This is a genomic window from Glaciecola sp. 33A (assembly GCF_002836745.1).
Classification (GTDB): Bacteria; Pseudomonadota; Gammaproteobacteria; order Enterobacterales; family Alteromonadaceae; genus Glaciecola.
Genome location: NZ_PJAR01000024.1, coordinates 118663 through 135014, shown reverse-complemented (window position 1 = coordinate 135014; position 16352 = coordinate 118663). Strand labels below are relative to the sequence as shown.

Sequence of the window (16352 nt, the reverse complement as noted above, 5' to 3'; positions counted from 1 at the left end):
CGTTATGAACGCTTATGCATTCATATGTGGGCAGATTACATCATGCCGCCCATACCACCCATGCCGCCCATATCAGGCATTGCCGGACTATCGTCTTTAGGAGCTTCAGCAACCATTGCTTCAGTTGTGATCATTAAGCTAGCAATTGACGCTGCAAATTGTAATGCAGAGCGAGCTACTTTAGTTGGGTCAAGAATACCCATCTCTAGCATGTCGCCGTATGTGTCATTAGCGGCATTGTAACCGAAGTTACCAGTGCCTTTTTTAACTGCATTAATAACGACCGATGCTTCTGCACCCGCATTAGTAGCGATTTGACGTAAAGGAGATTCCATTGCGCGTAGTGCTAATTTAATACCCAATGTTTGGTCTTCGTTATCACCAGTTAAGTCAGCTAACTTAGCTGCGGCACGAACCAAGGCAACACCACCACCAGGTACAACACCTTCTTCAACTGCTGCGCGTGTTGCATGAAGTGCATCTTCAACACGTGATTTCTTCTCTTTCATTTCAACTTCAGTTGCAGCACCTACTTTGATTACTGCAACACCGCCAGATAATTTAGCTAAACGCTCTTGTAGTTTTTCTTTGTCGTAGTCTGAAGATGAATCTTCAATTTGTGCACGAATTTGGTTGCAACGACCTTTAATTGCTTCCAGTTCGCCAGCTCCATCAATAATCGTTGTGTTATCTTTTGTGATAACGACGCGTTTTGCAGTACCTAAATCTTCCAGCTGAACTTTTTCAAGTTCTAAACCGATTTCTTCAGAAATCACAGTACCGCCAGTTAATGTCGCGATATCTTGTAACATTGCTTTACGGCGATCACCAAAACCAGGTGCTTTGACAGCTGCAATTTTAACAATACCGCGCATGTTGTTCACAACTAACGTGGCTAGTGCTTCGCCTTCAACGTCTTCAGCAATAAGTAACAATGGCTTAGATGCCTTTGCTACAGCCTCAAGTGTTGGCAACAACTCACGAATATTAGTTACTTTCTTATCTACCAATAAAATGTACGGTGCATCTAGCTCTACCGTGCCATTCTCTTGATTGTTCATAAAATAGGGAGAGAGATAGCCGCGGTCAAACTGCATGCCTTCAACAACGTCTAGTTCGTTGTGAAGTGCTTGGCCTTCTTCAACGGTAATGACGCCTTCTTTACCCACTTTATCCATTGCTTCAGCAATGATCTGACCAATAACTTCATCCGAGTTAGCAGAAATAGTACCTACCTGTGCGATTGCTTTGGTATCAGCACATTCTGTGGAAAGTTTCTTTAGTTCTTCTACAGCAGCAATAACAGCTTTGTCGATACCGCGCTTAAGATCCATTGGATTCATGCCAGCAGCAACAGACTTAAGACCTTCGACTACGATAGCTTGTGCTAAAACAGTCGCAGTAGTTGTACCGTCGCCTGCTTCGTCATTTGCTTTGGACGCAACTTCTTTAACCATCTGTGCGCCCATGTTCTCGAATCTATCTTCTAATTCGATTTCTTTAGCAACTGATACACCGTCTTTAGTGATGGTTGGAGAACCATAAGACTTTTCTAAAATAACGTTACGCCCTTTTGGACCCAGCGTGACTTTAACTGCGTTTGCTAGAATGTTGACGCCATTTAACATTTTATTGCGAGCATCAATACCGAAACGTACTTCTTTTGCTGCCATGATTAATTTCCTTTAAATTTATTGCTATCAACTTTTCGTTTTTGTGGGAATAAGACTCATAAAACAAAAAGTGTTAATTGAACGTTAATAATTAAAACGGAGTTGTTATTCAACAATCGCCAAGATGTCGTTTTCGCTAAGGATAAGCACTTCTTCACCGTCTAATTTTTCAGTTTTCACACCGTAGCCGTCACTAAAGATGACCATGTCACCTACTTTTACGTCTAAAGCTTTAACGTCGCCGTTTTCTAAAACGCGACCGTTACCCACTGCAATGACTTTGCCGCGAGTTGATTTTTCAGCGGCAGAGCCTGTTAATACTATGCCACCAGCTGATTTACTTTCTTGCTCTTCGCGTTTAATTATGACGCGGTCGTGTAAAGGACGAATTGCCATTTTCAAATCTCCTGAAAATTCCAATATAATTGGTTTAAGTTAAAACAACTGATTATTGCAAAATAATCAGCCGCGGTTTTGTCGTAGTTTTACTACGAATAAAATTCAGATTCCGAATAAAGTGGGGTTGCGCTGACATAACTCAAGGGGCTTTTATAAAATAATATCAATTTGGACGATTTTTTTCTTTATTATCATCTAAATCGTTATTGCTTTGCTCATCAGATGACGCTTTATACGCAGATGGATCGGATTTACTGTCATCTTTACTGTCATCTTTACTATCAATGAAAGGCACATCAGCACTTGTTGTTGGCGTATAAGTTGTGTCCTCATATTCAGCATCGAATACACTGCCCTGTTGTTTATTTTGATCTGACTTTGAGGACGCTGAAGCCTTAAAACCTTGCTGATTAAATGAAAAACCTCCCTGTACTTTGCCCGATTTCAAAAAGGATTTTACTAAAGCAGCCGCAATCGGAGTTCGGGTGAATGGAACGGTAAACAATAAACCAACCACATCAGTAATAAAGCCAGGGGTAACCAACAGCACTCCGGCAACCAGCAATAACAAGCCTTCGCTTAGTTCTTTACCTGGTATTTGTCCTTGTGCCATTTTTAGTTGCACATCACGCAAGGTGTTGGCGCCTTCTCTGCGCACAAAATAGGCACCAAAAAACGCAGTAATAAGTACTATTGCAAACGTATTCCAGCCACCGATATTGTCGCTCACGTTGATCAACAACATGATTTCGAGAATAGGCAGTATTGCAAAAAGTATAAATAAGCGACCAAACATGCCGTCTCCCGATATCTTAAGTTTCTGTTAATCAACCTTATACAAGATATATATATTAGGGCTGACGACATTATTTCAAGAGTAGCTTGCGTGACGGCCTTGCCCGTATATTTACGCATCTAATTAACCTGCAATTGCGTATAAGAACGCTAAGTGCAATATATAAATAGATGCTCGGTGCCTTCATCAGATACAGAATAAGATTAATTAGGCCTGCAAAATAATTCGAAAATAGTCAAACGTATGTGAAAGAAGACAAGGTTACAGCAGGTCTTGTTGCATGCAACGACTATAAAGAGACATACTGCATACAATTGGATAAGAGGTTACAAGGTTTTATGAAGTTTTTTCAGCAATTCAGAATGTCACTAAGATCGTGGACGCTAGTTATGCTGGCTGTTTTTATAGGCTATCCGCAAATTGGCCAAGCGCAGATCGACGTGTCACCTCAAACGCTATTCCAAGACACACCGAGCTTTCTAAAAGTAGACCAAGCCTTTCAAATGGATTTTCAACAATCCGGCAATGAGTTAATTGTAAAGTGGGATATTGCACAAGGGTACTACCTGTATAAGAACCAATTTAGCATTGAAGCCGATGGCGCACTTTTAGGCCAACCCGTTTATCCAAAATCTGAACAAATCGAAGATGAATTCTTTGGATTATCTGACGTATTTAAGCAAGATATTAACGTTGTTTACCCTATTATTAAAGCAAATCAAGATGCTGTAATTAAGGTGAGATTTCAAGGTTGTGCGGAAGCCGGTCTGTGTTACCCACCACAAAAGAACGAGATCTTTCTCAATGCAGCAACAGTTAACGCTGCGGCTGCCAGTGCAGGACAAGCTAGTCTGTTTGCCGATGATACCAAGAGTAATAAGTCTGATAAAAAAGATCCGCTGCAGAGTCTTTTTGACGAGCAACCTACATTTTTAAAAGTGGAAGAAGCGTTTGGCTTTGCATTTGAGCAAGTAGATGGAAAACTCGTTGTTAACTGGGACATTGAAGACGGCTATTACCTATACAAAAAACAATTTCAAACGGTAGTGAAAAACGCAGAGTTAAGCGAACCAATTTACCCAACAGCAACCCAAATTGAAGACGAATTTTTTGGCATTTCAGATGTCTTTTTTGAAGATATGGTGGTTGAATACGACATTATTTCTGCCCAGCAAGACGCTATAGTCAAGCTCCGATTTCAAGGTTGTGCAACGGCTGGCTTATGTTATCCCCCGACGACCAAAGTAATATATTTAGACGCCGAAGGCGAAGCGTCACTCGCTTCTTCTGACGTAGGCGATCCAGCCCCAGAATCGGAACAATTCCAACTAGCTGATCGGCTGCTCTCAAACGACAACTTATTAATCACCTTGAGTTTATTCGTTTTACTTGGCCTAGGACTCGCATTTACACCATGCGTATTTCCTATGTACCCCATCTTATCGAGTATTATTGTAGGTGCAGGTAAAGAAAAACTAAGCACATCCAGAGCATTTTTTCTCTCCTTTGTTTACGTTCAAGGTATGGCAATAACCTATTCTTTGTTGGGTTTAGTCGTCGCTTCTGCCGGCGTACAATTCCAAGCTGCATTGCAGTCACCGGTTATTCTAATCACTTTTATTGTTTTATTTGTAGCGCTGGCTATTGCCATGTTTGGCGGCTATGAAATTCAATTGCCATCCAAATGGCAAGAAAAACTGAATGGCGTAAGTAACAGTCAAAAAGCGGGTAACCCGATTGGTGTCTTTATCATGGGCGTTATCTCGGGCTTGGTTGCATCGCCTTGCACCACAGCGCCGCTAACCGCAATTTTATTGGTCATCGCACAAAGCGGCGACTTAACGCTGGGCTTTACCGCCCTGTATGCATTGAGCATCGGCATGGGCATTCCACTCATTTTATTTGGCATGACCGGTGGTAAATTATTACCTAAAGCGGGTCAATGGATGAACGTTGTGAAAGCAAGTTTCGGTTTCATGATGCTCAGCGTCGCCATTTTATTTGTTGAGCGATTTATTATTGCCGATTGGACGGTGTTACTTTGGGTGGCACTAGGTTTGGCCTTGTTTAGTTACTGGTTGGTCGTTAACCAAGATACTAAAACGAGCTTTTTAAAAGGCCTTCGCACACTATTTATAGTCGTTGGCTTGGTTATATCTATCGTTGTTGGTATTGATAGCACGGCGAAATTAGGTTGGCATAGTTTGTCGCTATCAGCGTCCAAAGCAGAGTCACAAAACACGCAAAAAGCGATTAGTGAATTAAGAGATGAAGCTGATCGATTAAGAGATGCAATTAATACAATAATCGTATCGGGTCAAGACGAAAGTGCGCCCATAGCGCTGCTTGAAAAAAGCACCGCGACTGTGCTAAACGAAAAAGGTCATCCTGAATTCATGGTTGTTAAAAGCCTAGAAGACCTCTACGTTAAAGTGGCCGCCGCTAGCGCTGACGGAAAATCCGTAATGGTCGACTTATATGCTGACTGGTGTGTCGCCTGTAAAGAGTTTGAAGTCCGTACGTTCCCCGATCCAGGTGTTATTAAGGCGCTGTCAAATACAGTGTGGATGCAAATTGATCTGACCGACAACACGCCACAAGGACTCGAGTTTCAAGACCAATTTAATATTACCGGGCTACCCACCATACTGTTCTTCGACAAAAATGGCTATGAGTTGCCCCGTGCTCGAGTTACGGGCTTTATGAAAGCTGAACCTTTTGCACAGCATGTAACGAAATCTTTGAATTAAAGCGAGGTGGTGATGAGTTTAGCACGCCTCTATTTTTCTTAAGCTTCTTCAAACATGGTTATCTTATTGAGACCATCTTCTATGACAGCGTAGCGTACTCTGTCGGCTTGATTAACTGCATGCGTTAGACTTTCGTTTTGTGCCAAGTCAGCCTGGCCTTTCAGAGTGGTAAGTTTTGTGTCTAATTGCTGGTCGGCAGTCAAAAAGCACTGATAGCTAATTTGTTGCCTCCCTGATTTGCATTGAATGCGTGTATTATTAACTTCTCGAGTGCCTATATTATATTTTTGCCATGATTTAGAGTGATCCAATAGCCTTAACTTCGCTGATTAGACCAGTAATTTGCTGAATCTTTGCAGCGATCTGTGTATATTTCACATATTAGATAATTTAAAATCAGGTTTTTAATAAAATCGACCGCTTATTGGCACCTCGGGAACTAAAATGCCAAAATACGGTCAACTTAACGACTTGATCAACGAAAATATAAGCATTTTAATGAATATTTTAGTTTTAAATGGGCCTAACCTGAATCTTTTAGGAAAACGCGAACCGGAAATTTATGGTTCAAAGACGCTAGAAGCTATCTTGGCTGAGCTTACTGATTACGCTAATAGCCAAAATGTGATGCTCTTTCACTTTCAGTCAAATGCAGAACACGAACTTATCGATCGGATTCAGTCTACCCTCCTTGATAGTGCAGCGTCGAACGCGCCAATTGACGCTATTATTATCAATCCTGCAGCGTTCACTCATACCAGCGTAGCGCTCAGAGACGCTTTACTTTCGGTCAATCTGCCATTCATTGAGGTGCACCTTTCCAATGTGCATAAACGTGAAAGCTTTCGTCATCATTCCTATTTTTCAGATATCGCACAAGGCGTAATAGTTGGTTTAGGGGAACAAGGCTATCGATTTGCTTTAGATGCATTAATAACAACCTTACAGAATAAGAATAAAAATTAAACTAGCCCAGTTAACACTGACTTCGGGTTTGTCACACAACTATTAATACAAAAAAGAGACAGAGTATGGACATTAGAAAAATAAAAAAACTTATCGAGCTTGTAGAGGAATCAGGCATATCTGAACTTGAAATTACCGAAGGTGAAGAATCGGTGCGTATTCACCGCGGTGGTTCTTCTGCGGCTGTTCAATATGCACCACAAATGATGCAAGCTCCTATGATGCAGGCGGCTCCACCGATGCCAGCCGCTGCACCAGCTGAAGTTGTAGCACCAGTGCAAACTGGGCATATTGTTAAATCTCCAATGGTAGGTACTTTCTATCGGTCGTCTTCTCCCGAGTCAAAAACCTTCGTAGAAATTGGTCAAAGCGTTAATGTAGGTGATACTTTATGTATTGTTGAGGCGATGAAAATGATGAACCAAATCGAATCTGATAAAGCAGGTGTGGTCAAAGAAATTCTCGTGGATAACCAAGAACCTGTTGAGTTTGATCAACCTATGTTCGTTATCGAATAAGGCGACAACTATGCTTGATAAAGTACTCATAGCCAATAGAGGTGAAATTGCACTGCGGATATTACGCGCATGCAAAGAACTGGGCATAAAAACTGTAGCAGTACATTCAACTGCTGACCGAAATCTTAAACATGTTTTATTGGCAGACGAATCAATTTGTATTGGTAAGCCACCAGCCAATGAGAGTTATCTTAATATACCGCGGCTCATTGCCGCTGCAGAAGTTACAAACTCAGTTGCCATTCATCCTGGTTACGGATTCTTAGCTGAAAGCGCTGAGTTTGCTGAAGCCGTTGAAAAAAGCGGTTTCGTCTTTATCGGTCCTACAGCTGAAACTATTAGCTTAATGGGCGACAAAGTTTCCGCTATCGCTACCATGCGAAAAGCGGGCGTGCCTTGCGTACCAGGTTCAGATGGCCCATTAAGTGACGATATTGAAAAGAATAAAACCATTGCTAAGCGCATTGGCTATCCAATGATTGTTAAAGCCGCAGGCGGTGGCGGCGGCCGTGGCATGCGTGTTGTACGCAGCGAAGCTGAGCTAGAAGAAGCGATTAGCATGACTAAGGCGGAAGCGGGTGCTGCATTTAATAACGACGTCGTTTACATGGAAAAATTCTTAGAAAATCCACGTCACATTGAAATTCAAGTGCTGGCGGACGGTCAAGGCAATGCAATCCATTTAGGTGAACGAGATTGTTCAATGCAACGACGTCACCAAAAAGTAGTTGAGGAAGCCCCAGCACCGGGTATTTCTGAGCAAATGCGCGAAAAAATCGGTGAACGTTGCCGTCGGGCTTGTATCGAAATTAACTACCGTGGCGCAGGGACGTTTGAGTTCTTATATGAGAATGGCGAATTTTACTTCATTGAAATGAATACGCGTATTCAAGTAGAGCACCCAGTATCAGAAATGATCACCGGCGTTGATTTAATCAAAGAACAATTGCGCATTGCGGCAGGGCAACCATTATCGATTGAGCAGTCGCAAATTCAAATTCGAGGTCATGCTATTGAATGTAGAATTAATGCAGAAGACCCACAAACTTTTATACCTTGTGCAGGTAAAATAACTATGTTTCACGCCCCAGGGGGCTTAGGTGTTCGTTGGGAGTCGCATATTTATTCTGGTTACACGGTTCCTCCGTATTACGATTCTATGATAGGTAAACTGATTACCTATGGTGACACTCGAGACGAGGCTATCGCAAAAATGCGCCATGCGTTACGAGAATTAGTGGTTGAAGGTATAAAAACTAATGTGCCTCTGCAACAGCTTATTATGGCCGACGAAAACTTTTCTAATGGTGGCACTAACATCCATTATTTGGAAAAAAAGTTGGGTTTGTCTAAGTAAGCGTCGTTGACGTAAGAAGGGCTGAATTAACCTCGTAAAAATATCAAACGCCCCGTTTATTGGAAGATTACAGGGCGTTTTTACATTTCGGCTGGACTATTGAGGCATTAAACGAATGCTGAACGGGTTCACTCCATCTGTGATAAGTTGACCATCAAGAAGTAAGTTAACGGTTTTCCTGATCAATTTAATTCTGTAAGCGTATAAATGCGATTAATGACTTTAGGTGAAAGGAAGCAAGATGAACGTTAAAGCCGACGTGTTTAGGTCTGTAATATCTCATATTAGAAGCGCCGGACTTTATGGCGCCTTAAACGCTGAACTGAAGCTCCCAAGCCTTTTTGTTTTCCGCTACTGGCTAGATATACCTAATGACATTGTTAACCTGCAGAAAGACATTCAAGACTTACCATTTTTTCCAGAACGATTGAATGCAAGCTATCAGGATGAATGGATTATTTTTTGTAAAAAAGCAGTCAGTAAATTAGGATTCAAGGATCTCAGCAAACTCAACCTCGCATTTTTAACAGATGAACGAAATGCAGATGCTCCGCAACATTTAATAGACCAAGCAGACCAAAGACCAGAAGGCTTAATATCGTTAAAAAAACGTCTCATATGTATGCAAGAAAGTGAAGAGTTTGATAAGCAGTTTAATCAGCTTTGTCTAATTGAAAGCCTGTTCTCTAGCAGCGGGGTCGCAATATTAAAAAGCCAACAACAACGAAAAATAGAGGATTTTATTAAATAGCCAAAAAGAAGTGCACCAAAAAACAGCTTGTACGTATATATTTACAGATAATAAAAATGAGGAAAAAACTATGTTCGGCCTATTCAAATCAAATCCAACAAAAAAGCTTCGCAAAACTTACGACATGAAGCTTGAGCAAGCGATGCACGCTCAGCGCAAAGGCGATATCAAAACATATTCAATGTTAACTGCTGAATCAGAGTCTATATGGACCGAAATACAAGCCATCGAAGAAAAGGAAAAAAATAAATAAGCAGTGCGGTTCCCCCTACTTGCTTATTTTTGCAGCGAATGGCTATTGCATCTTAGCCATGGCGCTCTTTACAAGCTAATATTCAGTCAATTACCGTACTATTTTTAAAGAAAAAGTAACAATGAAGTATTACCCCGCTGCGCATTTGCTGTATATTCCCCCTCCTTCGCTGTAACAGTTGATGATTGGCACGCGATAAATCGCACAAAAAAGGCCAACAGCGACTGTTTTTGAATGATGAATTAAGGGTAATAAATGGCTTGGCAACAATTAAAAATTAACGTGAAAGCTGAATATGCTGAAGCCGTTGGCGATATACTATCGGCCAACAAAGCACAGGCTGTCACTTTTGTTGATGCTAAAGACACGCCTATGTACGAACCTAAACCCGGCGAAGTATTGCTATGGCCCGATACCCAAGTGGTGGGCTTATTTAATGCCTGCGATGACCTAAGCTTGGTTATTAAGAATTTGCAAAAAGCCAAAGCGCTGGGCAAAGATTTTGTGCACGCTGTGGACCAATTAGAGGATAAGGATTGGGAGCGCGAATGGATGGTAAACTTCCATCCTATGCAGTTTGGCAAACGCTTATGGATCTGTCCAAGCTGGTTAGATGCCCCCGACCCAACAGCCGTTAATATATTACTCGATCCTGGCTTAGCCTTCGGAACCGGGACTCACCCAACCACATCATTATGCTTACAATGGCTGGATCAAGCTAACGTAAAAGACAAAACAGTCGTCGATTTTGGCTGCGGCTCAGGCATCTTAGCCATTGCAGCACTTAAACTGGATGCCGCAAAAGTGATTGGTATCGATATTGACCCGCAAGCATTGCAGGCAACCATGGACAACGCTTCTCGCAACGAAGTAGAAGGTCGACTTGCCGTGTTTTTACCTGCCGACCAGCCAGAGTTGAAAGCAGATATAGTGATGGCTAATATTTTGGCCGCTCCATTAAAAGAATTGAGTGCTGTAATATCAAATTATTGTGCCAAAAACGGGCATCTTATTATGTCTGGCATATTGATCGATCAAGCCGAAGACGTAAAATCACATTACGAAGATCAGTTCACTTTTCAACCAACCGAAATACACGGCGAATGGGTTCGACTTAGTGCACAAAAAACGTCTTAACTAGTCGTTTAAGACTACTTTTTGATCTATTAAGTACTTGTAATTAAAGGGATGCCTTGAAAAAAAATCAATTTAAAATTCATACTTAACTAATTGACATAAATCAAAATATTTTTTTTGAAGCATGTTATTCAGCCATTGAAAAAAACTTTGTGCTTTTTTTTTGTACAAAAAGTAGTAATATGCGCACATTGTAGCCCAAGGTAGACCAGTTACAATTTTGTGATTCTACGATAATCGTTTTAATTTAGCATGCGTAGGAAAATAGGAATTTTAATTGAAAATTGGTCCTTACATCTTAGACAACAACTTGATACTTGCTCCAATGGCTGGAGTAACAGATAGGCCTTTTAGGCAGTTGTGTAAAAATATGGGCGCTGGTTTGGTTGTATCTGAAATGCTTTCGAGTAATCCAAAAGTGTGGAACACAACTAAATCGCAACTAAGAATGAATCATCAAGGTGAATCGGGTATACGTTCGGTTCAAATTGCGGGTTCAGAGCCATCATTGATGGCGCAAGCAGCGCAGTTTAATGTCGATAATGGTGCACAAATCATCGATATCAATATGGGCTGCCCGGCTAAGAAAGTGAATAAAAAGTTTGCAGGTTCTGCTTTACTGCAACAACCCGAATTGGTTGAGGCTATTGTGAAAGCAGTAGTCGCTGCAGTCACAGTTCCTGTTACTTTGAAGATCCGTACAGGATGGGACACTGATAACAGAAATGGTGTTCAGATTGCTCAAATTGCTGAAGCAAATGGCATTCAATCACTTGCAGTTCATGGAAGAACGCGTGCCTGTATGTATAAAGGGAACGCGGAATACGATACGATCAGAAAAATTAAAGAGACTATCAGTATACCAGTCATCGCTAACGGAGATATCATGTCCGTAGATGACGCGAAAGAAGTTCTTAGATACACCGGGGCAGATGGAATAATGATTGGCAGAGGAGCTCAAGGTAACCCTTGGATTTTTCGTCAAATTAGTCATTTTTTGAGTACCGGAGAATATTTATCAGAACCATCAATCGCTGAAAAATTAGATGTGCTTACACAGCATATTCAAAATGTTCAGCAATTTTATGGCGATACGACGGGAGTGCGTATTGCTAGAAAACATGTTGGTTGGTACGTCGATAAGTATGATTCTGATAGAACCTTTCGGCGCGCATTTAATGCTATCGAAGAGGGCGAAAGCCAAATTGACGCATTAACTGCTTATTTTTCATCGCTGCCAGAGCTAGACAATTTGTCTGTATCGCCTGCGGCATAGTTTTTACTTAATAAAGAGCAGTAAAAGTATTATGTTCGATCAAAACTTAACTTCACCATTTACAACAACCGTAACTACGCCAACCCAAGCTCAAACTCAAAAGCCTCTTAGAGCGTCAGTTAAGCAAGCGGTTAATAAGTATTTAAAAGAACTAGAAAATCAAGATATCGACAACTTGTATGACTTAGTTCTCGCTGAAATTGAAGCGCCGTTGTTGGAAGAAGTAATGACATACACCCGTGGCAACCAAACAAGAGCAGCAAACTTAATGGGGATCAATCGCGGTACATTACGTAAGAAACTCAAACAGTATGGTATGAATTAATAAAGCGTTGATTGTTGTTTTGGCATTATATGTTGTCTTCTATTGCCAAAACTCACCCCCAAGTTTTACATTCGTCAATACAATTAAAGCTGATGTTTACTAATTCATGTCAGCTTTTTTATTATCTTTGAAATCTGTTAACAAATCACTTTAGACGCCTATAATCAACTTTACGCGTTAGAAATAATTAGCAAACGACTGCTTCACACCCTCGTAGTTTCGGATAGCACGAGCGTGCTCATCTTGGTATTCGGGAATAAGAGCAATAAGCTCAAGCATAGCGATTTCCAACGACTCTATTTGCTGCCTGATTTCAAGTCTCTCGGCACGCACCAAACCATCAGCTATCATAAAATTGTTTTTATCTAGTATCACTTCTTCAATATTTTCAATTCTTATGTAAAGACGCTCTAAAGCCTCATCGGCTGAATCCATGACGCGCTGTGCAGAATAAATTTGCTTGCCATCGGTTAGACCACTTAAAAATACAGGCGCTAAATCTTGTGGGCAATTTCTATTATAATTTTGTCCTTTCATTCCAAGAAAAAAACCATTGGTCTGAGTGCAATACTTTGTAGACCCTTTGTCGTGACCACGCAAATAATCCTCAATATTTGCAGTGATCCCATATTCAGCACATTCTTGACGATGTTGCGAAAACTGCGAATCACGAGCACCAGCGACCCCATCTTCATAGCCAATTGCCTGCCAATTAGCTGTTTCACAATCTGCTTGGTTCATATTTGCGCAGCCACTAGTGCCGATGATATTGAGTGTTACAATTGAAATTAACACTGACTTTCTTATGTTCATACGATTATCCTTTGGTAATTCGTAACTGCACCGTTAAATGTATTAATACACAAGGTCAAATTCGATTTAGCATTGCTCAAATCACAGTATAACAAGGTGGTTGCAATAGAAGGTATTATATTCTGCAACATCAACCAATATTTTTGATGCTAAAAACAGCAAAATTTAGTATCATGCGCTCCCATCCAGTGACCGTTAAATCCCTCAATTTGTTAGTTGTAAAACGCTGACTTTAGAATCAATAACGTTAGAGCCATGACAGTAAAGCCAATAACAGTAGAGAACACAATGCAAAAAGCTAAACCTATCCAACGAGCCTTATTAAGCGTTTCAGACAAAACCGGTATCATCGACTTCGCTTCGGCCTTAGTTGACCTAGGCGTAGAGCTTCTTTCTACTGGCGGGACCGCCAAATTATTGAGAGAAAATGGAATATCTGTCAGAGACGTCTCTGAGCACACTGGGCAAGCAGAAATCATGGATGGTCGCGTTAAAACATTACATCCTAAAATTCATGGCGGCATTTTAGGTCGCCGTGATCTTGACCAAAGCGTAATGCAGGAACAAAATATTACGCCTATCGATTTAGTGGTTGTGAACCTTTATCCATTCGCTGCTACCGTGGCAAACCCAGACTGTAGTCTGGCCGACGCTGTTGAAAATATAGATATTGGCGGCCCAACTATGGTGCGTGCTGCAGCTAAAAACCATAATGATGTCACGATCGTGGTAAACGTTAATGATTACGCTAAAGTGATGCAAGAAATGCACGACAATCGAGGCAGTGTAACTTTCGCTACACGTTTTGATTTAGCCATAAAAGCGTTCGAACATACCGCCGAATATGACGGCATGATTGCTAACTACTTCGGCGCTAAAATTGAAGAGGTGAGTCAATCATGTGAGGAAGGTTGCGGGCATAATCATAGCGAATTTCCGCGCACATTTAATATTCAAATGACAAAAAAACAAGACTTGCGCTACGGTGAGAACAGCCATCAAGAAGCTGCTTTTTATGTTGAGAACGAAATACAAGAAGCGTCAGTTGCCACGGCAGTCCAATTGCAGGGTAAAGAATTATCCTTTAACAATATCGCCGATACCGACTCAGCACTTGAATGTGTAAAAGAATTCGAAGAGCCAGCCTGCGTTATCGTAAAGCATGCCAACCCTTGCGGTGTATCAATTGCTGAGGATATTTATACAGCATATGACAACGCCTATAAAACAGACCCTACGTCTGCATTTGGTGGCATTATCGCCTTTAACCGTGAATTGGATGCTAAAACAGCCCAAGCCATTATTGACCGCCAATTTGTCGAGGTCATCGTTGCCCCTGCCGTCAGTGCTGAAGCGCAAAAAATAATATCGGTAAAACAGAACATACGCTTGCTTGTCTGTGGTGAATGGCAAGGTCAATTAACTGAAGGTTATGACTTTAAACGCGTTAATGGTGGCTTGTTGGTACAAGAAAGAGATTTCGGTATGGTCGAAAGAGATGACTTAACCATAGTCACTGAAGTACAGCCGACTGATAAGCAATTAGACGACTTACTATTTTCTTGGAAAGTCGCGAAATACGTAAAATCAAACGCGATAGTATATTGCCGTGACAGCATGACTATTGGCGTTGGTGCGGGTCAAATGAGCCGAGTATATTCTGCAAAAGTAGCGGGTATTAAAGCGGCTGACGAAGGTTTGCAAGTTGACGGCTGCGTAATGGCCTCAGACGCCTTCTTCCCATTCCGTGATGGTATTGACGCTGCTGCGGCGGCTGGTATTAAAGCGGTTATTCAACCAGGCGGTTCAATGCGTGACAATGAAGTAATTGCAGCAGCCAATGAACATGGCATCGCAATGGTATTCACCGGTATGCGACACTTTAAGCATTAATATATTGCAGGTATAAGATACCCATAAGATAAGTATGCGGTAACGTTCGAAGGGCAGGTATGGTTTTCATTTTTATAAAAAACTAACGAGCCCAAATTAACAAAATTCAGTAAATTGAGAAAGCGAATGAAAGTATTGGTTATTGGTGGTGGTGGCAGAGAGCATGCTTTGGCATTTAAAGTGGCAGAATCAAAATTGGTCACCGACGTTTTCGTTGCGCCCGGCAATGCAGGTACTGCACTTGAACCTAAACTAACTAACGTTGCAATAGCAGCTGAAGATAACCAAGCATTGTTAGATTTTGCTTTGTCTGAAAAAATAGGGCTCACAATTGTCGGTCCCGAAGCGCCGCTAGTTGCTGGTATTGTTGATTTGTTTCAATCGCATAAGCTCGCTATTTTTGGCCCTACAAAAGGAGCTGCTCAGCTAGAAGGCTCAAAAGCCTTTACCAAAGACTTCTTAGCTCGACATAAGATTCCTACCAGCGACTATGCTAACTTTACTGAAATAGAACCTGCCCTTGCTTATGTACGAGAAAAAGGCGCGCCTATTGTGGTTAAGGCAGATGGCTTAGCAGCAGGAAAGGGCGTTATTGTGGCAATGACGTTGTCCCAAGCAGAAGATGCGATTAAAGACATGCTTGCTGATAACGTGTTTGGCGACGCTGGGAGTCGCGTTGTTGTTGAAGAGTTTTTGGATGGTGAAGAAGCCAGCTTCATTGTAATGGTGGACGGTAAAAACGTTCTGCCTTTTGCTACCAGCCAAGATCACAAACGTGCTTACAATCAAGACCAAGGACCAAACACGGGTGGTATGGGCGCTTATTCACCCGCTCCTGTGGTCACGCCTGAAATTTTTGACAGGGTGATGCGCGAAATCATTGCACCTACTGTAGCGGGCATGGCGGACGAAGGTAATCCTTACTCTGGGTTCCTCTATGCGGGATTGATGATTGATGCTAACGGCACGCCAAAAGTCATCGAATACAACTGCCGTTTTGGTGATCCTGAAACCCAACCGATTATGATGCGCCTGCAATCTGACTTAGTGCAGCTGTGCATGTTAGCTTGCAAGCAACAACTCGACACAGCACAAATTGACTTTGATGAGCGCGCTTCTGTCGGCGTAGTACTTGCTGCCGCGGGCTATCCTGGTGCATATCCAAAAGGCGACGAGATACACGGTTTAGATGACGCTGCCGCGTTGCCCGGTAAGGTATTCCATGCAGGCACCAAAATAGATGGTGATAAAATTGTGACCAATGGCGGTCGCGTTTTATGTGCAACCGGTTTGGGCAAAACAGTGACCGAAGCTCAGCAAAATGCATACGCCTTAGTTGATGCAATCGACTGGCAAGGTGTCATGTTTAGAACCGATATTGCGTACCGTGCAATTGCGCGTGAAAACAACGAGAACTGAAAAACACCTTGACTCTTGTTCAGGGT

The 16352-nt window shown here is 41.8% G+C and carries 16 protein-coding genes; 11 read left to right on the top strand and 5 right to left on the bottom strand.

Going from position 1 to position 16352, the window contains the following annotated elements; all coding sequences use genetic code 11:
* Window positions 1-35: 35 nt before the first annotated feature.
* The 3 genes from groL to CXF81_RS01015 all read right to left on the bottom strand — a co-directional run bounded on the left by groL (window position 36) and on the right by CXF81_RS01015 (window position 2868).
* On the bottom strand, window positions 36-1673 hold the full coding sequence (groL, locus tag CXF81_RS01025) for a chaperonin GroEL (protein WP_101179331.1): 1638 nt from the start codon (window positions 1671-1673) through the stop codon (window positions 36-38).
* Window positions 1674-1778: 105 nt separating this feature from the next.
* Complete coding sequence (locus CXF81_RS01020) at window positions 1779-2069, bottom strand: co-chaperone GroES (RefSeq protein ID WP_006009387.1); 291 nt, start codon at window positions 2067-2069, stop codon at window positions 1779-1781.
* A gap of 166 nt (window positions 2070-2235) precedes the next feature.
* On the bottom strand, window positions 2236-2868 hold the full coding sequence (locus CXF81_RS01015) for an FxsA family protein (protein WP_101179329.1): 633 nt from the start codon (window positions 2866-2868) through the stop codon (window positions 2236-2238).
* 362 nt (window positions 2869-3230) lie between these two features.
* Between CXF81_RS01015 and CXF81_RS01010 the strand changes: the two genes are divergently transcribed.
* Complete coding sequence (locus CXF81_RS01010) at window positions 3231-5618, top strand: protein-disulfide reductase DsbD (RefSeq protein WP_232771724.1); 2388 nt, start codon at window positions 3231-3233, stop codon at window positions 5616-5618.
* A gap of 38 nt (window positions 5619-5656) precedes the next feature.
* Here CXF81_RS01010 and CXF81_RS01005 read toward each other — a convergent pair whose 3' ends face one another.
* A complete protein-coding gene (locus CXF81_RS01005; protein ID WP_101179327.1) occupies window positions 5657-5929 on the bottom strand; it encodes a hypothetical protein in 273 nt (90 codons plus the stop codon).
* Between the two features lie 187 nt (window positions 5930-6116).
* Here CXF81_RS01005 and aroQ point away from each other — a divergent pair, with 187 nt between their 5' ends.
* From aroQ to fis, 8 genes are all read left to right on the top strand, one after another.
* Window positions 6117-6584 carry a type II 3-dehydroquinate dehydratase gene (aroQ, locus tag CXF81_RS01000; protein ID WP_101179853.1) on the top strand — a complete coding sequence of 156 codons (468 nt, stop codon included), beginning with the start codon at window positions 6117-6119 and terminating at the stop codon, window positions 6582-6584.
* A 65-nt stretch (window positions 6585-6649) separates the two neighbouring features.
* Window positions 6650-7102 carry an acetyl-CoA carboxylase biotin carboxyl carrier protein gene (accB, locus tag CXF81_RS00995; RefSeq protein ID WP_101179325.1) on the top strand — a complete coding sequence of 151 codons (453 nt, stop codon included), beginning with the start codon at window positions 6650-6652 and terminating at the stop codon, window positions 7100-7102.
* Between the two features lie 10 nt (window positions 7103-7112).
* Window positions 7113-8459 carry an acetyl-CoA carboxylase biotin carboxylase subunit gene (accC, locus tag CXF81_RS00990; RefSeq protein WP_101179323.1) on the top strand — a complete coding sequence of 449 codons (1347 nt, stop codon included), beginning with the start codon at window positions 7113-7115 and terminating at the stop codon, window positions 8457-8459.
* Between the two features lie 241 nt (window positions 8460-8700).
* Window positions 8701-9210 carry a hypothetical protein gene (locus tag CXF81_RS00985; protein ID WP_101179320.1) on the top strand — a complete coding sequence of 170 codons (510 nt, stop codon included), beginning with the start codon at window positions 8701-8703 and terminating at the stop codon, window positions 9208-9210.
* Window positions 9211-9280: 70 nt separating this feature from the next.
* A complete protein-coding gene (locus tag CXF81_RS00980; RefSeq protein WP_101179318.1) occupies window positions 9281-9463 on the top strand; it encodes a DUF6435 family protein in 183 nt (60 codons plus the stop codon).
* A gap of 255 nt (window positions 9464-9718) precedes the next feature.
* Entirely contained in the window at window positions 9719-10600 is an 882-nt protein-coding gene (gene prmA / locus CXF81_RS00975; RefSeq protein ID WP_101179315.1) for a 50S ribosomal protein L11 methyltransferase, read from the top strand.
* Between the two features lie 277 nt (window positions 10601-10877).
* Window positions 10878-11876: a tRNA dihydrouridine synthase DusB gene (dusB, locus tag CXF81_RS00970; protein ID WP_101179313.1), complete on the top strand. Its 999-nt coding sequence runs from the start codon at window positions 10878-10880 to the stop codon at window positions 11874-11876.
* A gap of 31 nt (window positions 11877-11907) precedes the next feature.
* On the top strand, window positions 11908-12201 hold the full coding sequence (gene fis / locus CXF81_RS00965; RefSeq protein WP_006009374.1) for a DNA-binding transcriptional regulator Fis: 294 nt from the start codon (window positions 11908-11910) through the stop codon (window positions 12199-12201).
* A 177-nt stretch (window positions 12202-12378) separates the two neighbouring features.
* Here fis and CXF81_RS00960 read toward each other — a convergent pair whose 3' ends face one another.
* Complete coding sequence (locus CXF81_RS00960) at window positions 12379-13014, bottom strand: DUF2799 domain-containing protein (RefSeq protein WP_101179311.1); 636 nt, start codon at window positions 13012-13014, stop codon at window positions 12379-12381.
* A 288-nt stretch (window positions 13015-13302) separates the two neighbouring features.
* Here CXF81_RS00960 and purH point away from each other — a divergent pair, with 288 nt between their 5' ends.
* Window positions 13303-14907 (top strand): bifunctional phosphoribosylaminoimidazolecarboxamide formyltransferase/IMP cyclohydrolase, encoded by a 1605-nt coding sequence (gene purH / locus CXF81_RS00955; protein WP_101179309.1) that lies wholly within the window; start codon window positions 13303-13305, stop codon window positions 14905-14907.
* A 126-nt stretch (window positions 14908-15033) separates the two neighbouring features.
* The gene (gene purD, locus CXF81_RS00950) at window positions 15034-16326 is read left to right on the top strand and encodes a phosphoribosylamine--glycine ligase (protein WP_101179307.1); all 1293 of its coding nucleotides are present in this window, start codon (window positions 15034-15036) and stop codon (window positions 16324-16326) included.
* Window positions 16327-16352 lie beyond the last annotated feature (26 nt).